This window comes from Proteiniphilum sp. LBM24028 (genome assembly GCF_056629195.1).
Genome location: NZ_CM152817.1, coordinates 2579339 through 2603313, shown reverse-complemented (window position 1 = coordinate 2603313; position 23975 = coordinate 2579339). Strand labels below are relative to the sequence as shown.

General features: G+C 47.0%; 15 protein-coding genes. 7 read left to right on the top strand and 8 right to left on the bottom strand.

Annotation, left to right across the window (positions count from 1 at the left end; all coding sequences use genetic code 11):
- Positions 1 to 12 precede the first annotated feature (12 nt).
- Entirely contained in the window at positions 13 to 1302 is a 1290-nt protein-coding gene (gene ftsZ, locus AC1HCU_RS10455; protein ID WP_480365767.1) for a cell division protein FtsZ, read from the top strand.
- A gap of 19 nt (positions 1303 to 1321) precedes the next feature.
- Positions 1322 to 1771 (top strand): GatB/YqeY domain-containing protein, encoded by a 450-nt coding sequence (locus AC1HCU_RS10450; RefSeq protein ID WP_480365765.1) that lies wholly within the window; start codon positions 1322 to 1324, stop codon positions 1769 to 1771.
- A gap of 83 nt (positions 1772 to 1854) precedes the next feature.
- On the opposite strand, the gene AC1HCU_RS10445 is transcribed toward AC1HCU_RS10450, so the two are convergent.
- The 8 genes from AC1HCU_RS10445 to AC1HCU_RS10410 form a co-directional block, all read right to left on the bottom strand.
- A complete protein-coding gene (locus tag AC1HCU_RS10445; RefSeq protein WP_321722022.1) occupies positions 1855 to 2562 on the bottom strand; it encodes a hypothetical protein in 708 nt (235 codons plus the stop codon).
- Between the two features lie 169 nt (positions 2563 to 2731).
- Entirely contained in the window at positions 2732 to 3673 is a 942-nt protein-coding gene (gene trxB / locus AC1HCU_RS10440; RefSeq protein WP_480365763.1) for a thioredoxin-disulfide reductase, read from the bottom strand.
- 170 nt (positions 3674 to 3843) lie between these two features.
- Complete coding sequence (lolA1, locus tag AC1HCU_RS10435; protein WP_321722021.1) at positions 3844 to 4488, bottom strand: outer membrane lipoprotein periplasmic chaperone LolA1; 645 nt, start codon at positions 4486 to 4488, stop codon at positions 3844 to 3846.
- A gap of 91 nt (positions 4489 to 4579) precedes the next feature.
- Positions 4580 to 7105, bottom strand: a complete 2526-nt coding sequence (locus tag AC1HCU_RS10430; protein WP_480365760.1) for an FtsK/SpoIIIE family DNA translocase — start codon at positions 7103 to 7105, stop codon at positions 4580 to 4582.
- 115 nt (positions 7106 to 7220) lie between these two features.
- Positions 7221 to 7445, bottom strand: coding sequence for a hypothetical protein (locus AC1HCU_RS10425; protein WP_480365758.1), 225 nt, complete (start codon positions 7443 to 7445; stop codon positions 7221 to 7223).
- A gap of 179 nt (positions 7446 to 7624) precedes the next feature.
- A complete protein-coding gene (gene tpx / locus AC1HCU_RS10420; protein WP_480365756.1) occupies positions 7625 to 8125 on the bottom strand; it encodes a thiol peroxidase in 501 nt (166 codons plus the stop codon).
- A 99-nt stretch (positions 8126 to 8224) separates the two neighbouring features.
- On the bottom strand, positions 8225 to 11068 hold the full coding sequence (gene uvrA, locus AC1HCU_RS10415; RefSeq protein ID WP_480365755.1) for an excinuclease ABC subunit UvrA: 2844 nt from the start codon (positions 11066 to 11068) through the stop codon (positions 8225 to 8227).
- Positions 11069 to 11101: 33 nt separating this feature from the next.
- Positions 11102 to 12076, bottom strand: coding sequence for a lytic transglycosylase domain-containing protein (locus tag AC1HCU_RS10410; RefSeq protein WP_480365753.1), 975 nt, complete (start codon positions 12074 to 12076; stop codon positions 11102 to 11104).
- 189 nt (positions 12077 to 12265) lie between these two features.
- Between AC1HCU_RS10410 and AC1HCU_RS10405 the strand changes: the two genes are divergently transcribed.
- From AC1HCU_RS10405 to meaB, 5 genes are all read left to right on the top strand, one after another.
- The gene (locus AC1HCU_RS10405) at positions 12266 to 15244 is read left to right on the top strand and encodes a PEP/pyruvate-binding domain-containing protein (RefSeq protein WP_480365751.1); all 2979 of its coding nucleotides are present in this window, start codon (positions 12266 to 12268) and stop codon (positions 15242 to 15244) included.
- 389 nt (positions 15245 to 15633) lie between these two features.
- A complete protein-coding gene (locus tag AC1HCU_RS10400; protein WP_480365749.1) occupies positions 15634 to 16188 on the top strand; it encodes a hypothetical protein in 555 nt (184 codons plus the stop codon).
- A 272-nt stretch (positions 16189 to 16460) separates the two neighbouring features.
- Positions 16461 to 22337, top strand: coding sequence for an alpha-2-macroglobulin family protein (locus AC1HCU_RS10395; RefSeq protein WP_480365746.1), 5877 nt, complete (start codon positions 16461 to 16463; stop codon positions 22335 to 22337).
- A 75-nt stretch (positions 22338 to 22412) separates the two neighbouring features.
- On the top strand, positions 22413 to 22799 hold the full coding sequence (locus tag AC1HCU_RS10390) for a DUF1573 domain-containing protein (RefSeq protein WP_480365744.1): 387 nt from the start codon (positions 22413 to 22415) through the stop codon (positions 22797 to 22799).
- Positions 22800 to 22878: 79 nt separating this feature from the next.
- Positions 22879 to 23970 (top strand): methylmalonyl Co-A mutase-associated GTPase MeaB, encoded by a 1092-nt coding sequence (gene meaB / locus AC1HCU_RS10385; protein WP_480365742.1) that lies wholly within the window; start codon positions 22879 to 22881, stop codon positions 23968 to 23970.
- Positions 23971 to 23975 lie beyond the last annotated feature (5 nt).

Here is a 23975-nt window from a genome sequence, read left to right as displayed (position 1 = left end):
AGTTAAGAAACAATGGAAGACGATATATTGGAGTTTCAGATTGAAAGCCATACCAACGCCATAATCAAGGTGATAGGCGTGGGCGGTGGCGGAGGAAATGCTGTGAACCACATGTTCCAGGAAGGAATACACGATGTCTCTTTTGCACTGTGTAATACTGACCATCAGGCGCTGATGGAATCACCCGTGCCAATGAAAATACAACTGGGTGGAAACACAACCGGAGGCCTTGGGGCGGGGAATAAGCCCCAGGTAGCTCAGCAGGCGGCCGAGGAAAGTGTGGAGATGATAGAAGAACTGTTGAGTGATGGTACACGCATGGCATTCATCACCGCAGGAATGGGCGGCGGAACAGGAACAGGGGCTGCACCCGTAGTGGCCCGTGTGGCAAAAGAGATGGGCATCCTCACGGTGGGTATTGTCACCATCCCCTTCATGTTCGAAGGACCCCGCAAGATTGTACAGGCGGTCAAGGGCGTGGAGGAGATTGCCAAAAATGTAGACGCACTCCTTGTCATCAACAACGAACGCTTGCGTGATATATACAGTGATCTTACTATGCTGAATGCTTTTGCCAGAGCGGATGATACGCTTGCAACCGCGGCAAGAAGCATTGCTGAGATCATTACCGTACACGGCCATGTGAACCTCGACTTTGCCGATGTAAACACAACGCTGAAAGATGGTGGCGTGGCCATCATGAGCAGCGGCCTGGGCAAAGGTGAGGATCGTATCAACGACGCAATAAGGAATGCGTTGCATTCACCCCTGCTTAATAACAACGATGTGTTCAGTGCCAAGAAAATACTCATCAACCTGTCTTTTGGTGAGGAGAATCCGCTGATGATGGAAGAGATGAACGCTTTGCACGATTTTATGTCGAAGTTCAGCAGGGAGATCGAAGTGATCTGGGGAGCTGCCGTGGAAGAGTCTCTTGCCGAAAAAGTAAAGGTGACGCTGCTCGCTACCGGCTTTTCCATTACCAGTGTTCCAGGTATCAAGGAACACAGGGAAGAGAAAACAAGAGCTGAAGAGATACAGGAGCAGATTGAACGGGACGAGAAGCTGGCGCAGGAAAGACGTGATAAAGAGCTGATAGAGAAATATTACGGAAAAACCGGATTAAAAACGCTTACTACTGTCAATTATCGGCAGGAACCATTTGTGCTTACCATAGATGAACTGGATGACGACAAGATACTTGAGGCACTGGAAAAGATCCCCGTTTTTAAAAGGGAGTCTGATTTCAATCCCCGCGCTTTCCAGTCGGAGTCACATCAATCCTCCTCATTGTTCGACTGAAATTTAATAAAGAAAACATATGACATTATTGGATACAATTACCGAAGAGATAAAAAAAGCCATGCTTTCCAAAGACAAAGTACGTCTTGAAGCATTGAGAGGTATCAAGAAAGAATTGCTGGAAGCAAAAACGGCGAAGGGTGCTGCCGGTGATCTCTCCGATGAGGCAGCCACAGCTATCCTTCAGAAAATGGTGAAACAGCGCAAAGACAGTGCCGCGATCTATACGGAACAAAACCGGCCTGACCTTGCCGAGGCAGAGATTGAACAAATGAAAGTAATCCAGGAGTATCTTCCGTCACAACTGACTCCCGCCGAGCTGGAGAATGAGATTAAGCTGATCATTGCTGAAACAGGTGCCTCCTCCATGAAAGAGATGGGCAAGGTAATGGGGCTGGCCACTAAACAACTTGCTGGCAAGGCAGAAGGACGGGCCATCTCGGAAATGGTGAAGAAGTTGCTGGTGTAATTATAAGATAACAACAGAGGGGGGCTTTTTTATCCTGTTCTGTCGCTTGCCGGTTGGCGTCTTCTCAACAGGGGCAGGTACAGTTATTTCTTTCCTGCGTAAGGGACATATACTTTTTTCATTCTTTTTTCGAGCGGATTTCGCTTGCGAACCTTCTTTTCCAGCTTTTGCAAGTCGGACAGCCGATTTTTACCTTCTTCGAAATTGTCTGTGAGCAGCAACAGTGAAATCGTTTCATCATCTATTGTGCGAACGGTGAATACGACGGTACTGTTTTCAATGATGTTGTGCTCGGTTAGCGTGATCAGATATTGTTTTCCAGTAGTATAATCCAGCGAGACGGCGTCGTAACCCAAGGCTGAGGCTTTGATTTTTTCCAGCTTATTGTTATCCCTTAACCAGACCTCACCATCTTCACCGGTAACCTTTGCTTCAAGCACCTTGTCGGTATTGGTACAAGCCTCTACCAGAATATTACGAATGGGGTAATTGTGAGAATCGACAACTTTAACGAAACAACTGTCTTTCCGGTAGTTTTCCGTAGCGTCCCAAGTGGATTTGGGACCAGAATAGTCAGAAGTCTTTACCAGCATAAATTGATCCAGCTCCTCGTAACTCCCTTCTCCCACATGTGCTGTGGATAACCCCGCAAAGCCGGTAACGCAGAAGAGAGCTCTGTCTCCGGCAAGGACAAGCGAGTCGTTTCCGTTCTTGTACGTTGCGCTCTTATGCTGAGCGGAGAGACCGATGGCCAGTATAAGATTGCATATGAGGAGCTGATATTTTTTCATTGGTTGATGTGTAATCCTTTTAATAAGCAAATATAGCAACATTTTCTGTCTCTCAGGTTATTTTATTAAGAACAAAAAAAATCAGAGCTGAAAAAACAGCCCTGAATTGTGAAAAGTTGAAGCCAATGATTAATCCTTCGAAAGGAGCAGAAATATTGTAAAAGTTTGTTTATAATCCTTTTTCAGTAAGATAGCGTTCGGCATCCATCGCTGCACGGCAACCTGTGCCAGCTGCCGTCACTGCCTGCCGGTATATGGGGTCTGCCACATCACCACATGCGAAAACCCCGTCCACATTGGTTTTGGTGTATGGACTGCTGGTTCTGATATAACCTACATCATCCAGTTCGATGTAATCCTTGAATATCTCCGTATTGGGTTTGTGGCCAATGGCCAGAAAAAATCCGTCTACGGCAATATCCAGCTTCTCTTCGTCTGATTCCCCCATTCGTTTTATAAGGTGCACTCCTTCTACCCCCTTTTCTCCAAAGAGACCTACGGCATTATGTTCAAACAGAATCTCAATTTTAGGATTATTCATCACCCTGTCCTGCATGATCTGCGATGCGCGCAGATAGGGCTTACGTACAATCAAATATACCTTGTCGGCCAGCCCCGACAGATAGGTAGCTTCTTCGCAGGCGGTATCGCCACCGCCCACCACTGCTACTTTTTTCTTGCGGTAGAAGAAGCCATCGCATGTGGCACAGGCCGAAACACCCTGTCCGGCATATTTTGTTTCATCTTCCAGTCCCAGGTATTTGGCAGTGGCACCGGTAGAGATGATCACCGTATCGGCTTCGATCACCTTTTCGTTGTCAATGGTCACTTTAAACGGGCGAACAGAGAAATCCACGGCGGTAGCCCGACCCGAGCGCACATCCGTGCCAAACCGCATTGCCTGTTTCTTCAAGTCCTCCATCAACTCAGGCCCTGTGATTCCATTGGGGTAACCGGGAAAGTTTTCCACTTCTGTTGTCGTCGTCAATTGTCCTCCCGGTTCCATCCCCTCATACAGCACGGGATTGAGATTTGCACGCGAGGCATAGATGGCAGCAGTATATCCTGCCGGCCCTGATCCGATAATCAGGCATCGCAATTTATTGTCCATAATGTAATTTGTATGTTTAAAAACCTTCTCTCAGTGTAGGACACTGAGAGAAGGTATATTCGTGAATTATTATATCAAAGATACGACTATTCTCCGAAATATGAAACCGTTATCAGCTTTATCTATTCGTCGTAAATGGAAAATATGGTGTTCCCGGACTTGATGTCTTGTTACCTGAGGTCGATGATCTCAGCGCCCGGATGTGCTGTTTTGTCGAAACGGAACATCGCATTGTCAAACTGATGATTGGCGTTGTATCGGGCGATGTCGATCTGTGTTTTCATGCCGTTTGCTGCGGTGAGCGTTACCTGTACCACGGTGTTGTTTTTTTTACTGATAGCTGCGGTCACCACCTTGAAATCCCTGTTCCCTGTAACCGGTGTCATCTCAATCTGCCAGACAGGGGTACCGTTTACAATTTTTGAGACGGGTGCTTTCAGGACATATCCGTTTTTATATATTCCAAGCAAGGCCAGCGGACTTACTGCTGCAACTTCCTGCCCGTCTGGTTTGCTGATATTTACCTCGTTTGTCTCCTTCATAAATACCCATTGTGTTTCTCCGTCGAACCATATATCCATCGTCTCCATCTCCAGTTTGAAACGATTCCCTTTGATAAATGCAGTGCCCGATTGTGGTTCGTAAGCATTGCCGACGGCATCGGTAGAGGTAGTTTTGAAAAGCAGCTGAATACCCTGCGATGTTTCGAAGCCGGCAAATGCTCTATCCATGATGGCTTTCGACTCTGCATTGTTCTGACTGAAAAGTGGCAGATATAAAAGAAGGGCTGTGAAGAGAATTATGAAAGGTTTCATTTTCTTGGGTTTTTAATTTTTTCAAACAGATGACAGGTAAGTACTGTCATATCAATTGACAGAAAAAGAAGGTTGGGGTTTAAAGAGCCAATTATCGCATGGAGTCGAACAGTTTCTCCAGTGAGTATTCATCGGCTATAAACACATCACGCGGTTTGCTGCCTTGAGCTGCACCTACAATCCCGGCGGCCTCCAGCTGATCCATCAGCCTGCCCGCACGGTTGTACCCGATGGAGAATTTACGCTGGATGAGCGATGTGGATCCCTGCTGGTGAACCACGATAAGCCGTGCAGCCTCCTCAAACAGTGCATCCCTGTCGTTCAGATCAACCGCTCCCGGGGTAGCATCTCCTTCGGATGCCACTTCCGGAAGGGCAAATGCATTGTCGTAGCCATGTTGTTTGCCGATGTACTGGGCAATCTCTTCCACCTCGGGAGTATCCACAAAGGCGCACTGGATACGAATCAGATTGCTCCCTTGCGAGAAGAGCATGTCGCCACGACCTATGAGCTGGTTGGCGCCACTCATGTCGAGGATGGTGCGCGAGTCGATCTGCGATGTTACACGAAATGCCATACGTGCAGGAAAATTGGCTTTGATGGTACCGGTGATAATGTTGGTAGTGGGACGCTGAGTGGCAATCACCATGTGGATACCCACTGCACGTGCCTTCTGTGCAATGCGGGCAATGGGCATCTCTATTTCCTTTCCCGCCGTCATGATCAGGTCGCCAAACTCATCAATCACCACCACGATATAAGGCATATACCGGTGTCCCTTTTCAGGGTTCAGCCGCCTCTTCACAAACTTCTCGTTGTATTCCCTGATAGCACGTACGTGGGCCCGCATGAGAAGCTCATAGCGATCGTCCATCTCACGGGTAAGTGAATTGAGTGTTTGCGTTACTTTGGTCACATCGGTGATGATGGCCTTCTCCTCGTCGGGCAGCTTTGCCAGATAATGTTTTTCGATGGTGGAATAGATATTGAACTCCACCATTTTAGGGTCAATCAGTACCATCTTCATCTCCGACGGATGTTTCTTGTAGAGCAATGAGGTGATTATCGCGTTAAGACCTACCGATTTACCCTGTCCTGTGGCACCGGCGACCAAAAGGTGTGGCATCTTTGTGAGATCGAAGATGAATACTTCGTTGGTGATGGTCTTCCCCAGGGCTACAGGCAGATCGTAGGTACACTCCTGAAACTTCTTCGAGGAGATGACCGACTGCATGGATACGATTTGCGGATCTTTGTTAGGTACCTCAATGCCTATTGTCCCTTTGCCGGGCATTGGCGCAATAATGCGAATGCCCAGTGCCGACAGGCTCAGTGCAATGTCATCTTCCAGATTCCTGATTTTTGAGATGCGGACTCCTGCCTGGGGTACAATCTCGTAAAGGGTGATGGTTGGCCCCACGGTGGCTTTGATGGAGACGATTTCAATGCCATAGTTGCGCAGTGTATGAATTATTTTCTCCTTATTTTCGTTTTGCTCATTCATGTCCACTCCCCTGTCACCCGTGTTATAGATCTTTAGCAGGTTCATGGATGGAAATTTGAAGTTGGAGAGATCTTTCCTTGGGTCATAATCTTCCAGCAGGTCGGTCTCATCTGCCAGATTCATTTCGGTACTTTTCCTTATCGCCTCAGCTGCCAATGGCAGCACTGTTTCATCGTCCTCGGGGACGACTACTTCGAAACGGTCGTCATGTTCCGGATTTCTTTGTTCCGGGGAGGACTGCGTTGCATGTGTGGAGGGAGTAACAGGTACTGTGTCAGCGTTCATGCGGACATCCTGCTCCCCATACACTTCTTCCTGCTCTGATGCCTTTTCCTGCGCACGGGATGCCTCCTTTAATTCCTTGATACCTGCAATGAACCGCTTAAGCAAGCCTGTTTTTTTTTCCTCGAATTCTTCCGGTTCATCCGGCTCTGTGGCTTCTTCTATTGCCGGACCATATGTGTCATCATCATGTTTAGGAAACGGAGGCCTGTTATTCATCAGTGTCTGCTGGATCTTGTATATGGAACTTTTCCGGAAGATTACGATGGTGATAACAATGAACAGCAGGATAGTCATTATCACTCCCGGCCATCCCACGCTGCTCTCCAGAATACGTTCAATCTGTATGCCATGCGCTCCGCCCCATTTTACATGAGAGGTGGGAAAAAGCCTGTCCAAAATAAAAGCACTGCTCACAGAGCCGCCTACAAGACCGAAAGCAGTGAGGAAGAGTGCCTTCATTAAAGGGAAATCCGACACTTTCATCATGCGGAGCCCAATATAAATAATAAAAATGGGTATTAACACAGAAAAGATACCAAACCCCCCGTTCACAAGGACTTCTGCGATGTAGGCACCTCCGGCGCCAGTCCAGTTGTCTACCTGGGGGGTGAGGGGACGGATAAGCTCTATGAGGCTCTTGTTCAGCACTTTGCTTTGGTCGGCAGCCCCTGTGAAAAAGAAAGAAACAATAGCCATCAACATGAATATGCCGACGAAAGCCGTGATTACCCCCGTAATAAAATGCAATCGCTCGCTTTTGAGAAAGCTGAACCACGAGGTTTCTTTTTTCCTGGTTATGGAAGGTCTCTTCTTTTTTCGTTTTGCCATAGATGCTTTTCTATTCTTTCTGCGATAAAACCTTTATTGCGTGGAAAAAGGAATAGCAGGAAAGAATGTACAAATTTAGGAAAAAGAAACTTAGATTAAAAGCCGAGGAGGTATTTTATCCTTTCTTTTGGCCTGTCAGGTAAATACCACCTATGAATAACACGACACCCAGTCCGAGCTTGATATATGCCCTTTCCTTGCCCTCACTGTCCTGCGCAGTAATCTCTATTCCCAGTAATTTCACCGATGAGGAACTCTCATTGAATCCCCTGATGCCCAGATACCCCAGAAACAATGCCACAAGAATAAGCAAAATACCGATTATCTTTTTCATCATCATTCCAATTAAAGTGTTTTGTTAAAACATCCGTTATGCAGGGATTGTTCTTTTCTCAGCCGGAAATGCGGGAGACTGACAGTATATTGTGTTGCGAAAGGCTTTCATTACAGTTTAAAATATGAAAGGTCCGCGAATCACTTCGCAGACCTCTCCTGTTAACACAATCTTCATGAAACAAACTACACTATCGAGTTGATTGCAGAATGATAATCCGGCTCCTGTGCAATCTCAGAAACCAGTTCCGTATAAATAACTTTTCCTGAGGGATCAACCACGACCACGGCGCGGGCCAGAAGGCCCTTGAGCGGTCCACTGGTCATTAGCAGCCCGTAATCCTTTGCGAAGGCATCACTTCGAAAAGTGGAAAGCGTAATCACATTTTCAATGCCTTCTGCCGAACAAAATCGACCGGCTGCAAAGGGCAGGTCGGCGGAAATACCCAAAACGACCGTGTTGTCCAATGCGGAAGCTTCCTTGTTGAAGCGACGTACCGATGCCGCGCAGGTGCCTGTGTCAAGACTTGGAAAAATGTTGAGTACTACATTCTTGCCTTTAAAATCAGACAATCTTGCCTCTGAAAGATCGCTCTTCACCAGAGTGAAATCGGGAGCCAATACACCTTTTGCAGGTAGTTCTCCGGAAGTTTGTACAAGGTTACCCTTGAATGTTATATTTGCCATATATTTTTTTAAATTTAAAACTAATCCAGACAATGTTCTTGTCACAAGTTCTAAACAAAGAGTCATTGTAAATGTTCAGAACATTTTCATTTTTAACGTTTAGTGGAAGGGGAGATTCTTTTTGTGTAACTCCTCACGCAGGTATTGTGCAGTATAGCTTTTTTCATTACGGATGATCTCTTCGGGTGTACCGGTAACAAGAATGTTTCCTCCTCTTTCTCCACCCTCCGGACCCAGGTCGATGATCCAGTCGGCACATTTGATGATGTCGAGATTGTGTTCAATTACGATCACTGTATTACCCTTCTCTATCAGTTTGTTCAGGACTCCAAGCAGCACCCGGATATCTTCGAAATGAAGTCCTGTGGTGGGTTCGTCCAAAACATACAATGTGTTGCCGGTATCTGTGCGGGCCAGTTCAGTGGCCAGCTTCACGCGCTGGCTCTCCCCGCCGGAGAGGGTGGTGGACGATTGTCCAAGCCTGATGTAGCCAAGTCCCACCTCCTGCAAAACCTTTATCTTGTGCAGGATGCCCGGAACATTCTCGAAAAATTCCACGGCCATATTGATGGTCATGTCCAGTACATCGGCAATAGACTTCCCTTTAAAGCGTACCTCGAGCGTCTCACGGTTGTATCTCTTGCCATGACATACCTCGCAGGGTACCATTACATCGGGGAGGAAGTTCATCTCAATGGTTTTGTAACCATTGCCACTGCACTTCTCGCATCTTCCCCCCTTCACATTGAAGGAGAAACGTCCCGGCTTATAGGCTCTTATCTTTGCTTCCGGCATGCTGGCGAACAGAGTGCGTATGTCTGAAAAAACACCGGTATATGTAGCCGGATTGGAACGAGGTGTGCGACCAATGGGAGACTGGTCTACACTCACCACCTTGTCGAGATGCTCCATCCCCTTTACAGATACATAAGGCAGCGGATCTTTCAGGGAACGATAAAATTTCTGACTTAGTATCGGTTGTATTGTTTCGTTGATCAGTGTCGATTTACCGCTGCCCGACACACCGGTCACACAAATAAGGGTACCAAGCGGAAACTGGGCTGTCACATTTTTCAGATTGTTGCCCGTAGCGCCTGTAACGATGAATTTTTTACCATTTCCTTTTCTCCTTTTTTCCGGAATGGCTATCTCCAACTTGCCGTTGAGGTAGTTGGAAGTGAGGGTGTTTCTTTTAAGCATCTCCGAGGGCAGTCCCTCAAAGACCACCTCTCCCCCTTTCCTGCCCGCAAAGGGACCCATATCCACAATATAATCGGAGGCCAGCATCATATCCTTGTCGTGCTCCACCACCACCACGGAATTACCCGAGTCGCGCAGTTTCTTCAATGAATCAATCAGCCGGTGATTGTCTCGCTGATGCAGGCCGATACTTGGTTCATCCAGAATGTAGAGCACATTTACCAGCTGAGAACCTATTTGCGTAGCCAGTCTAATACGTTGACTTTCACCTCCCGAAAGTGAGGCCGAAGAACGGGAGAGCGACAGGTATCCCAGTCCCACATCGAGAAGAAACTGCAAACGTGAAAGTATCTCTTTCTTTATTTCTCCGGCAATGAGTCGCTGTTTCTCGGTGATGGCAGACTCCGACTGGGCGAACCAATGATATAGTGCCTCAATGTCCATCTCTGCAAGCTCGGCAATATTTTTTCCATTTATCCTGAAATGGAGGGCTTCCTTGTTGAGCCGCTGTCCATGGCATTCGGGACACACCGAGGTGGTGATAAACTGTCCGGCCCACTTCTGGGCCGTGGCAGATGCTTCCTCCTCCTGCTGCATCTCAATATATTTTGCCACCCCTTCGTATGAAACCATATAATTGGAGTTACCCAACGATTCATTCTTGATCTTCAGCCGTTCATTGGTTCCATACATGATCTCTTCTATTGCCTCCCGCGGAATATCTTTGATGGGAGTCTTCAGCGTAACATCATACTTTTCGCAGATGGCGGTAATCTGCCAGAAGAGCAGATTGCTCCGTTCCTTCCCCAAAGGGACAATACCCCCTGCGGCAATACTCAGGTCGGGATTGGGAATAATTTTTTCAATGTCGATCTGATCTACCGAACCGATGCCCTTGCATCGGGGACACGCCCCCTGTGGTGAGTTGAACGAGAAATTGTGCGGCGCCGGCTCATTATACGACAACCCGGTAGTGGGGCACATCAGGCTGCTGCTGTAGTGTCTCACTTCATTGGCATCCACATCTTGTATTAGTATTAATCCCGAACCCTGCTTCATGGCGGTACGTACGCTCGCCTTCAGCTTGTCGGCAAACTTGTTGGAGACAACCAGCTTGTCTATCAGTATCTCTATGCTGTGGTTTTTATACCGGTCCACCCGCATGCCGGGAACAATTTCCCTGATCTCGCCATCAACCCGCACATGGAGATATCCTTTCTTGCGTATCTGTTCAAAAAGCTCCTTGTAGTGCCCTTTCCTGTTTCTCACCACGGGAGAGAGAATATAGATTTTTTTGCCTATATACTTCTCCAGGATCAGTTCCAGAATCTGTTCATGGGTATATTTCACCATCTTTTCGCCGGTGATCCAGGAATAGGCCTCACCTGCACGGGCATAAAGAAGGCGCAAGAAATCATACACCTCAGTAGTGGTCCCCACGGTAGACCGGGGATTCTTGTTGGTAGTCTTCTGCTCAATAGAGATTACGGGGCTTAGGCCGCTGATCTTGTCCACATCGGGACGTTCCATCTTTCCCAGGAAACCACGGGCATAAGCCGAGAAGGTTTCAATATACCGCCGCTGCCCTTCGGCAAAGATGGTGTCGAAAGCAAGTGATGATTTACCACTGCCGCTCAGTCCCGTCACCACAGTTAGTGAGTCACGCGGAATAGTCACATCAATATTTTTCAGGTTATGTACGCGTGCGCCGTAGACCTGAATTAGTTCTGTATCTGAAGCCATAGTTCGTATAAACGATAGATAACCTGAAAAAGTTTATTGAACCACCCATGCCCGGTTATGTACTTCAGGCTGTTTTCCCTTTCTGTAAAACAGGCTTTCCTTTGTCGGGATGAGAATGGTATAACTCTTGCCGGAAGTGTTACTCAGCTTGTTGCTACGGAGCCAGGAGTTGAAATCCTTTAGCTGGGCATAGGTGATTTGATTCTGTTGGGCGTAAGCAACAAGGTCGGGTATGGAACCGGTCATATTCACCTCCCTGAACTCCATGGGCTTATACAGATCGGTAGGCTTGAGAATAAATCCATATTGCTGCGGATGTTCAAATATCTGTTTGATGGCCAGCATGCGGTAATAGTAACGTGTGGTTTCCTCCACAAGCCAGAGATCGAGAGCTTCATCGGCACGCTGGTTATTAAGTTCACTGGTAATACGTGCCTGTCCCCCGTTGTACGACAGGGCGGCAGCACTCCATGAACCATATTTCCGGTAAGCATCTTTGAGATACCTGCAGGCTGCCACAGTCGATTTTTCAACGTGGTAACGTTCATCCACTTCGGAACCCACTTCCAGTCCATACTGTCTGCCCGTACTTTGTAAAAACTGCCACAATCCTGCCGCCTGCGCCGGAGATACGGCCCGGTAGTCGAGACTGCTCTCAATCACGGCCAGGTACTTCAGGTCGTCAGGCACCCCCTGTTGTTTCAGGATGGGTTCAATGAGCGGGAAAATACGGTTGGCTCTTTTAAAGAGAAGCAGAGTGGTGGAATGGAAATATGTGAAGCTGTTCAGTTCCCTGTCCATACGTTCGTGCTTGTCGTACCGGTCAAAAGTAATCTTTTCCCCGGCAAAGTGCATGCTCTCGGGAATTTCTACGGAGGCCGTCATGGAAAGTACCAAAGGTTTTTCAGAGTCGGTTTTGTCCAGATCGTTTCCCGATGTCAGAAGCAGAAAGATAACCGCCAGAATGGACAGTAACAGGGATATGGGGATAAGCAGTGATTTTTTCATTTTTCGTAAAAAAGTGATGTGTACCTCCCGGACGTAGACAGGAGAACCTGTCATACCGGAGGGGGAACAAATTTACAAAAATAATTTCAAAACCCAAACCTGCTTAAAATTGTTGGTGACACATTTCGTCTGTACATTTTTTCGTAAATTTGTGTTCGTATAAACAGTGAACAGGTAAGGATTATTAAAATGAAACTGAAAACTCCCAGGGCGGTCATTAAGGCCCACGACATCAGCCAGCTTCGTTTTCGCGACACTCCCTTTGTGAAGCTGATGAACAAGCGCATATACAACGTACTGATGGTGGCTTCCCGCTACGACATGTTTATCCTGGAAGATGACGGTCGTGTGGATGAGCAGATATTCAATGAATATACATCGCTTAATCTCCGCTATCCCCCACGTTTTACACAGGTTGGTAACAATAGGGATGCACTGGCCGAACTGAAGCAAAATCACTATGAACTGATCATTTGTATGCCCAATATGGACAGCAGTGACACTTTCGACCTGGCAAAACAGATAAAAGTGCATTATTCAGATATTCCCGTGGTGTTGCTGACTCCTTTTTCGAAGGCTGTGACACAGTCGTTAAGCAGGGAGGACCTGAGCGGTATCGACTATGTGTTCAGCTGGCTGGGCGACACCGATCTTCTGCTGGCCATCATCAAAGTTGTGGAAGACAGGATGAATGTGGAACATGACGTGAAGACGGTGGGAGTGCAGACCATCATGCTGGTGGAAGACTCTGTCCGTTTTTACTCATCCGCACTGCCCTTGCTCTATAAATTTGTACTCTCAGAATCAAGAGAGTTTTCGAAAGAGGCTTTAAACGACCACCTGCGAATGTTGCGGATGCGGGGACGACCCAAGATCCTCCTTGCCCGCAATTATGAGGAGGCGGTATCCTATTACAGGAAATATGGTGATAACATGTTGGGTGTGATCAGTGACATGAGCTTCAATGTGAAGGGTGAGAAAGACAAACAGGCCGGGAAGCGGTTGGGTGAGTGGATAAGAGAGAAAGATACCTATATACCCATTATTTATACCTCATCCGAGTCTGAGAACAGAAAATATATCCATCAGGAGAACGCTGTTTTTATCGACAAAAACTCGAAAACATTTCCTCAGGATCTTCGCAAAGCAATCAAGGATAACCTCGGCTTCGGCGATTTTATCATTACCGATCCGAAAACAAGAGAGGAGATATTCCGCATCAAAAATCTGAAAGAGCTGCAAATGAACATCCGTAATATTCCGGATGATGCACTCTATGAACATCTCTCCCGTAACCACTTCTCCCGTTTTTTCTACTCCCGTGCCATGTTCCCCGTAGCAGAAATGCTCAAAAAGATCGACGTGACTGAATACGCCAGCATGAACGATGCACGCGAGTTGATCTATGCAACCATTGTGCAATACAGGAAAATGAAGAATACGGGTGTGGTGGCAGTTTTCGAGAAGGACCGGTTTGACCAGTACTCCAACTTTGCCCGTATCGGAGAAGGATCGCTTGGGGGAAAAGGCAGGGGCCTGGCTTTCATTGGCTATATGGTGAAAACCCATCTGGAACTGAACAACAACGCCAACTTTCCGGTGACAACTCCCAAAACAGTCGTGCTGTGTACCGATATCTTCGACGAATTCATGGAAGCCAACGACCTTTACGCCGTAGCCTTGTCTGACCGTAGCGATGAAGATATCCTAAAGCACTTTCTGGCAGCCAAGTTACCCAAAAGGATGGTGAGCGACTTCCTTGTGTTTTTCGAAGCCGTGGAGGGGCCGGTGGCCATACGTTCTTCGAGTCTGCTTGAGGATTCCCAGTATCAGCCTTTTGCAGGGATATATGCCACATACATGATTCCCTATGTGAATGATAAGTATGAGATGGTACGCTTGCTAAGCAATGCCATTAAGGCGGTCTATGCCTCGGCTTTTTATAAGGACAGTAAAGCCTACATGGTAGCCACACAGAACCTGATAGATCAGGAAAAGATGGCGATCGTGTTGCAGGAGGTCGTGGGTTCCCAATACGGGAAGTTATATTACCCTGCCATATCGGGGGTGGCACGCTCTATCAATTATTATCCCATTGGTGATGAGAAAACCGAAGACGGTATTGTAAACATGGCATTCGGGCTGGGGAAATATATTATGGACGGCAATAACGGACTGCGGTTTTCACCGCTTCATGCTTCGCGTATACTTCAGTTAAGTTCACTCGAACTGGCATTGCGCGATACACAAACACAGTTCTTTGCCCTCGACCTGGATTCTGTCTCCAAGGACTTTACCATTGACGACGGTTTTAACCTGTTAAAGTTGCGGCTGCGTGAAGCCGAGAAGGATGGCCCTCTCCGATATGTAGCTTCTACATATGATCCTCAGGATCAAATAATAAGGGATGGGTTTTATGAGGGAGGACGAAAAATAATTTCTTTTGCCAGTATCCTGCAAAACGACATGTTTCCGCTCTCGGAAGTGCTCGACAAACTGCTGAAAGCGGGTCAAAAGGAGATGGGAAGACCGGTAGAGATTGAGTTTGCCGTCGATATCAGTAATCCACAGTTCGGTTCATTCTACGTTCTGCAGATCAGACCGATTGTCGACAGTAAGGAGGTGGTTCATGAAGATCTGGAAAAAATAGCGATAAACAAGACGGTATTGTTTTCACGAAATGCACTAGGAAATGGAATATCGAACGATGTATATGATGTGGTTTACGTGAAATCATCTGCATTCAATGCAGCCATGAATCCGGTAATAGCACGAGAGATTGAAGACCTGAACAAAACATTTGCGGCTGCCGGCACCAATTATGTACTGGTGGGGCCCGGCCGCTGGGGATCTTCCGATCCCTGGCTGGGTATCCCGGTAAAATGGACACATATCTCTCAGGCACGGGTAATTGTAGAGTCGGGCATGGAAAACTACCGGATTGAGCCCAGTCAGGGTACCCATTTCTTTCAAAATCTCACTTCTTTTGGAGTGGGTTATTTTACTGTCAATCCTTTTCTGGAAAACGATGGTTTTTTCGATGAACCATTTCTCAATCAACAACCGGCTGTCTATGAGACGGAATATATACGCCAAGTACATTTTAACCGGCCCATGTGTGTCAAAATAAACGGTAAGAAAAGAATGGGCGTTGTGCTGAAACCTTAGGAAGAAAGATGCCTGTCCCCGGAATAGTGATAAATGGAGATCCTGTTTTCCCTCTCCACGGTTTGGGCGTAATTTACCGCCGGAAACGGAATTCAATCAGAATTTTATAATTATAATAAATGTAAATAGAATTTCCCTTCCTTATAGAAAAATGACCCGGGTAACTCTTTGTTTCATATTCGTATACTATTCCTTATCGTCTTTATTTCGATTAAAAAGAGAATAATTTATTAGTTAATTAAATCAAAATGCAGGGAGAGAGGGCAGCGTTTTCACCTCTTTTTTCATCATAGAGAATATAAATGCACTGTTTTTACTCGAGATCTCAAAAATGATGCGTATAAAATTTTCTGATGAACCTAATTATTAATTTTTAAACTTTTACGATTATGAATGTAAAGAAGTTAAGTTATGCAGTGAGTATAGTGCTTGCTTGTATATTGTTTGTGGCTTGTGAAGACGACGATAAGAAAGTATTGACTTTTACTCCGAGCAAAGTGGAAGTGGAAGTAGGAAAAACGGCTACCGTCAATGTAGGGAAGGGAATAGTCCCTTATACAGCGAATCCGGCCGACAAAACCATCGCTACCGCCACTGTGGACAAAAGCACTGTTACTATTACCGGAGTGAAGGAAGGTACTACTACCATTACGGTGACCGATAAAGAAAAAACCAGTGGCAAGATTTCCGTCACGGTAAAGAAAGCTGTCTCATTGACATTCGATAAGCCTGCTCCGGAAGCGACAGTAGGGGCAACGGTAGATGTGAAAGTCAGTGGAGGTGTAGCGCCTTATACTGTGGAGACAAAAGATGCTACAATTGCTACGGCAGTGGTTGCCCAGGACAAAATTACCATTACCGGAGTAAAAGTGGGTAAAACCGATATTGTGGTATATGATAAAGACAAGAAAAACAGCGGTACCATTTCCGTAACCATAAAATAACAGCGTATTGCACGATTCCCCGCTTCTTGGGGAATTTATTAATGAAAAGGCAGTCCCGACGGTTTCTCCGGGCTGCCTTTACCTATATTATTATTTTCTTTTATAATACTTTCATCATCTTCTTTGTGGCAAAGAGAGCTTTATGTGCGGTTTTCTTTCCTTCTCTTTCAACCAAATAAGGAATGAATTGTTACTACACAATAAATGAATAAATAGGACAGAAGACAAGTTTGCTTGGATTATGTTCTTGCATAACGTTAAAATATAAACCGATGAAACGATATTTTTTATTGTGGATGGCATTGGTGGGTCTTCTGGCTCTGTCTGCACAAACAACACACACTATGAGGTATGATCAGGCCTGGAAAAAAGTTGTTGAACTTGAAGAAAAGTCACTTCCTCAATCGGCCGCGGCAGAAGTAAACAGTATCCTGCGCAGGGCAATACAGGAAAAGAATAGCCCGCAGGTGATCAAAGCGCTGATTTATCAGGGAAAATATGACCTGGTTCTGGATGAGCAAAGAGATACGCTTATTTTCAGAAATCTGAATGAGATGGTGAAGAAGAGTACCGATGAAGTGGAACAGTCGGTACTCCATTCCATGCTGGGTGAGTTGTATCTGCAATATTACAGGAGAGACCGGTGGACGATTGATCAACGTACGGAACTGGGTGATTTTGTGCCTGCCGACATGAAGGAGTGGACAAGGGAAATTTTTAATAATAAGGTGACTGAACATTTAGGTGCTTCACTTGGCCCCGCGGATAAACTTTTAAATGCGGATGTGGTATTCTACGCTCCTGTGGTGGAATTGGGAAAAGATTCACGCATCTTTTATCCCACCATCTATGATTTTCTGGCTAACCGTGCCATCGAAATATTCAGACAGATAGAGACGGATGGGGATTTCAGCCGCACGCTCACACGTAAAAATATTACACTTGCATCGCTGTTTTCACCGGCAGATGAGTTTGTTTCACTCTCATTCAGTCCGCAGGCTCCGGAGTACGGATTGTGGACACTCGAAATTTATCGGCAACTGATGGCTTCCCTGCTGAAAAGAGGGATGCGACAATCGGTACTGTTAACCGAACTGGATAAACTCGATTATTTGTCGGCTCTGCACTCAGCATATACTACCCATGCCCTGCCATCGCTGCAGCAGCTGCAGGAAAAATGGAAGGAAAACGGAATATCTGTAGAGGTTATTGATAAAATAGCTGCATTATATCAGCGCCAGATTTGGGAAATGCCCAGGAGCGACAGCCTCCAGCGCATGGAAAAAACGCGGGAACTTTATGAACTGTTGCGCGCCAACATCGCAAGATATCCGGAGTACCGGCGGGTATCGGTACTGGAGAATCGCCTCCGGCAGCTGACACAACCTCACTATTCGGTTTCAGGAAAAAAGATATTCCCTGTAAAAGGAGAGAAAAAGCTAAAGGTTACTTTTAAAAATATTGTATCGCTGAATGCGAAGTTGTATAAGATCGATTCACCGGTTGATGTGTCTATGGCTCAATATAATGCCGGAAGTATGATTGAAAATAAAAAAACCTTTCTGAAAAATATTTCTGTTTCTTTACCTGATGTGGCTGAATATTTGCAGGGAGAGACACTCTTTGAGGTGGCCGTGGACGCTCCCGGAGTATATCAGCTTACGTTCGACACATCACCGGAAATATCAGGAAACAATCGTTCCGATTATTATTTCGCCGTCTCCGACCTTTCCGTTTTTACCCGTTCATCCGCAAAAGATCGTTATGATTTCTTTGTGGTAAACAGGGTGACAGGTGAGCCGGTGAAAGGAGCAAAAATAAAAATATACAAACTGCCGGGCAACTGGCGTAATTCTGCCCTCACTACGGTGGAGATCCTCCCTGTCAATGAACAGGGAATGGCTGTATACCGGAAAGAGATCCCCAACCAGGATGTCTTTTATCATGCTGTTTCGGGAAATGACAACGGTTCGCTGCTAAGCCGGCTTCCTTATGCATATCAAAACTACTCCGGCAGCGAACCTGCCGGGGGGGAAACGGCGACAATCTTCACCGACCGAAGTCTCTACCGGCCGGGACAGACTCTGTTCTTCAAGGCAGTACTCACCCGCACAACCGAAGAGGAAAGCTCTGTTGTGGTAAATAAAGCGGTAGACTTTGTGTTGCGGGATGCCAACAACCGTGAAATTTCGAAACAGACGTTGATAACCAGCGATTACGGATCGGTGTCGGGAGAGTTTTCGCTACCTCAGGACATCCTGACAGGAGGTTTCACCATAGAAACCAAGTCGGGGAATGTGAGTTTTCAAGTAGAAGAATATAAACGACCCACATTTGAAGTGACTTTTGAAAAGATAGAGAAGACCTACAAGTTCGGCGAAGAGATTACCTTGAAGGGCAGGGCGGTAAACTTTTCGGGTATCAGCTTGCAACAGGCGGAGGCAGACTGGCGCATAACCAGACAGCAACCCTGGTGGTGGCGATGGGGCGGCACACCGGAACATTTCACAGAGGGCGTGGTCACTACCGACGAGAATGGGGCATTTGAGATCACCTTCACACCCACAAAACCCGATGAGCAACATTCGCTCAAATCTATGTTTTCTTTTGTGGTGGAGGTTTCCGTGACCGATCTGAACGGGGAGACACAGACAGGAACCTACACCGTTACGGTGGGTGATCTCTCCATGATACTGGAGATAGATATACCGACGCGACTGGAGAAAGAAAGCGACCAGCAAATCACAATACTTGCCAAAAATACCGATGGTGCTGATATTGAGTCCAAAGGAACTTATCAACTCTACTCCGTGAAGGAGAATGACTCCACCGACCGGCTTGTACTTGAAGGCGATTTTGTAACAGGGCTTCAGCCTCAGCTCCAAAAGAGACTGAGCCGGCTGTCGTCAGGAAAATACCGGATAAGACTGCTGGCGGAAGACCACCGGAAAAATCCGGTTAAGACAGAACATGACTTTGTTCTTTATTCCTTTGCCGACAAGCGACCCCCCATCAAAACCGATGAGTGGCTCATAAGAAAAGAAACCTCTTTTTCTCCCGGCAAGAACGCAGAGGTGATCCTGGGTGCATCAGAACAGATTCATGTTTTGTATGAACTGTGGCAGGAGAAAAGGCTGCTGGAAAGAAAATGGATAAAACTGAAAAATGAAAACCGACTTTTCTCCATAGCCTATAACAACCAATACCAGGGGGGTGTTACATTGATGCTTACCTACGTGAAAGGAGAGAGATTCTATGCCCACCATGTGGATGTGCACCCTGAAAAAGAAGATAAAAATCTAAAAGTGAAGCTTGATGTATTCCGTGACAGGATTCGTCCCGGAGAAAAGGAGGAGTGGAGGATAACGGTTACCGATAGCGCAGATAATCCGTCGATGGCGGAAGTACTGGCTTCGATGTATGACTTTTCGCTGGACCAGATTTATCCGTCACAGCCCTGGAACCTTACCCTCTTCTCATACAACCGGTATCGTTCCATGATGGAGCTGCACAGTGACCAGTCATTCGGTTCCGTGACGGCATGGGGAAACTTTCTTATTCCAGTGAAAGATGAGATGTCGTTCTTATTCGACCGTTTTAACTGGCATGGATTTTCTTTGTATAATAACAGGATGATGCTCAGAGGAGGACAGCTGAATGAGAGCGTGGTTGCGGGATATGCACAACCCAGACAGCAGAATGGAATAGTGATTTCCGAAATGTCACTTGATATGGCAATGAAGGAAGAGAAGGGGTTAACCAGTCGTGATGCAAACGTCGTACCTCCATCGCCGTCGCTCAAGGGAACGGATGCACCTCCTTCTATCCGCCGGAACTTTGCCGAGACAGCCTTCTTTTATCCCCGTCTCAAAACAAATGAAAAAGGAGAAACCCAGATTTCTTTTACCGTGCCCGAAAGCAATACCAGATGGCGTTTCAGGGTGCTGGCTCACGATAAAAACCTGAAAAGCGGAACAACCGAGGCATTTACCATCTCGCAGAAAGAGCTGATGGTTACTCCAAATATGCCGCGCTTCCTGCGTCATGGCGACAGAACGGTCCTCTCCACCAAAATTTCCAGCCTTTCAGACAGTACCCAAACTGGAAAAGTTATGCTGGAGTTTTTCGATCCTGCCACAGATGAGGTGTTGGATAATATTCCAGTGCCCAACCCGATGAAGGAATTCTCGCTGGCCAAAGGAGCCTCTTCCGATTTATCCTGGATATTCGATGTACCTTCGGGTATTGATCTCCTTGGCGTGCGTATCGTGGCACGTACTGCACAATTCAGCGACGGTGAGCAGCATGTGCTGGCTGTCCTGCCCAACCGGATGCTGGTAACCGAAAGCATGCGACTCGACGTGAACGGGAACCAGTCGAAGACATTTACCATGGACCGCCTGCTAAACAACCCGTCGGAATCAGCCCGTGATTACCGTCTTACGCTTGAGTTTGCCTCCAACCCGGCATGGTACGCTCTACAGGCTCTGCCTGTGCTGGGAGAACCGGTGAGTGATAATGCGGTATCCTGGTTTGCTTCTTTTTATGCCAACACGCTGGGCGCGCACATTGGTAAAGCATATCCCGAGGTTACTGCCATGCTCGAAGCATGGAAAAAACAGGACGGAAGCAAAGAGACGCTTCTCTCCAATCTGGAGAAAAACCAGGAACTGAAAAATATCCTGCTGGAAGAGACCCCCTGGGTACTTGAAGCAGGAACCGAAGCTGAACAAAAAGAAAAATTGTCGTTGCTTTTCGACCTGAACCGAAGCGGCAACCTTACCCGGACCGCACTTGGCAGGCTGCAGGAACTCCAGACCAACCAGGGTGGCTGGAGCTGGTTTAAAGGCTTCAGCCCCGATGTAGGAATCACACAATATATATTGTATGGTTTCAACCGATTGAGGGAACTGAATGCTGTGGAATTTTCCGGTGAAACACTCTCCATGGAGCTGCAGGCGATCGGTTTTATCGATGCGGAAGCCGTCCGCCGCTTCAACGAGCTGAAGAAGCTTAACAAGGACTGGAAGAATATTAAGTCGTTACCCCGCACCGATTTGGAATATTTGTATGTCCGTAGTGCTTATGCCCAACATCCCATGGATGAAGAAATAAAGGGAATGACTTCCTTCTACCGCTCCGTGGTAGAGAAATATTGGAGCTCATACGGCCTTTATGAACGTGCACTGATTACCCTTCTTCTGCAACGTGAGGGTAAAAGCCATGTTGTACAGCAGATACTGAACTCCTTTCGTGAGCATGCATCTGTCTCGGAAGAAATGGGAATGTACTGGCCCAACAACCGGGCGCAGGTATTCATGTCGCAGTCGGCCGTCTCTGTTCACACCTTCATCATGGATGCCTTCCGTGCAGGAGGCTCCAGGGAGGGTGAGACTGACAATATGAAGCGCTGGCTGCTGAAACAAAAGCAAACCCAGATGTGGGAGTCCACCCATGCCACCGCCGATGCAGTCTATGCGCTGCTGAGTATGGGGGGCGACTGGTTTTCTACACGGGGTGAGACGGTAATCACAGTAGGTGAACGCCTTGTGGAGCCAAAGGAACGTGAACAGGGTACGGGTTACATAAAGGAGAGCTGGAGCCGAAATGAGATTGTTCCTGAAATGGGCAGAGTCACGGTGACTCACCGAGGAATCGCTCCTGCCTGGGGTGCACTGTATCGTCAATATTACGAGGAGTTGGACAAAATCAGTAAAAACGATGCTTCCCTCGACATTGAAAAACAGTTGTTTGTAGAGCAAACCGATGCCTCGGGAACCAAACTGATACGTGTCACCGGAGAGAATCCGATCAGGGTGGGTGATAAGGTGGTGATGCGACTGACTGTACGTACCGACCGGGACCTGGAGTTTGTGCATTTGAAAGATATGAGGGCTGTTGCTTTTGAGCCGGTAGATCAGCTCTCGGGTATCAGGCGGCAGAGTGGTATTCTCTACTACCAAACATCGAAAGATGCTTCCACAAACTTCTATTTCGACCTGCTTCCCCGCGGGACCTACATCTTTGAATATGCGGTCTACGTGACTCGTGGCGGCAGCTATGCCAATGGTGTGACGACAATTCAGTGCATGTATGCACCTGAGTTTACCTCGCATACTGCCGGAATCAGAATTATTGTTAAAGAATAAGCCGGAACTAAACTTAATTGTTACTTTTGTGTCGTACGTAGAAGAAAGAAAAGTTTTAAAACTATAGATATCACGATGAAGAAATTGAGTATTATTTTTCTGTTCACCCTTTTATTGGGCAGCGGGCTTTTTGCCCAGCAGAAGCCGGAGGTGGCCTTTGCGCGCACGGAACATAATTTCGGCACCATTAAGGAAGAGCTTGGTGCGGTAACCACCCGGTTTGAATTTACAAATACCGGTAAAAGCCCTCTTGTCATACAACGTGTGTCGGCATCGTGCGGATGTACCACACCCAGTTACACACGCGAACCGGTGTTGCCCGGAAAAAAGGGCACCATCTCCGCGAAATATTCCACGGTAGGACGTCCGGGCACCTTTAACAAGACCATCACCGTCTATACCAATGTCCCTGATACGGTATATGTGCTCACTATCAAGGGAACGGTAACGCCAAAGCAATAAACCGGCAAAATTTGACATATAGGCCGAATGAAGTATCTTTGCAAAAGACTTCATTCGGTCTTAATTTTATCAGCAGATAATGGAACATCCCGAAAATGAACCACATTACAAAGGACTGACTGTTAATAAAGGTGTTACTCAACCTCCCAGTGTAAACCCCTATCTGAAGAAAAAGATCCGGGGCAGTCATCATTCCGTGTCTGACTATGTGGAAGGGATCCTGTCCGGCAACAGGGTGATCCTCAGTCAGGCCGTCACTCTTGTAGAAAGTGCGAGGCCCGATCATCAGGAGAAAGCGCAAGCCATCATAGAACAATGTCTTCCCTATTCCGGGAATTCTATCCGCGTGGGTATCACCGGCGTCCCCGGGGCAGGTAAGAGTACCTCCATAGATACCTTTGGCATGCATCTGCTGAAAAAAGGACATAAACTGGCAGTGCTGGCAATAGATCCGTCGAGTGAACGTTCCATGGGTAGCATCCTGGGAGATAAAACCCGCATGGAGAGGCTCTCTGTAGAACAGAATGCCTTTATCCGTCCCTCACCTTCGGCTGGTTCACTGGGCGGTGTGGCCCGAAAAACACGGGAGACCATCATACTCTGTGAAGCGGCCGGATTCGATTATCTGTTTATCGAGACAGTGGGTGTAGGGCAATCGGAGATTGCCGTACATTCTATGGTCGATTTTTTTCTGCTCATTCAGCTTGCCGGTACGGGAGACGAGCTTCAGGGAATTAAAAGAGGGATCATGGAGATGGCCGATGGCATCGTCATCAACAAGGCTGACGGAGATAATATAGACAAGGCGAGAATGGCACGAAGGCAACTGCGTAACGCCTTACATCTCTTTCCTCTTCCCGACTCGGGCTGGACACCCGAGGTGCTGACTTATTCGGGTTATTATAACATTGGCATTGCGGAGATATGGAACATGGTGGACCGGTACATCGACTTCGTGAAGAAGAATGGATATTTCTACCGCAAACGGAACGAGCAGGCCAAATATAGGATGTATGAGACTATCAATGAGCATCTTCGTAATAGTTTTTATCACAATCCGGATATTATAAACCTGCTGGCGCGGTTAGAGGAAGACCTGCATATGTGCCGGAAAAGTTCTTATGCAGCGGCCAAGGAGGCGCTCGACAGGTATGATGAGTTGAAAAAATAAAAAAA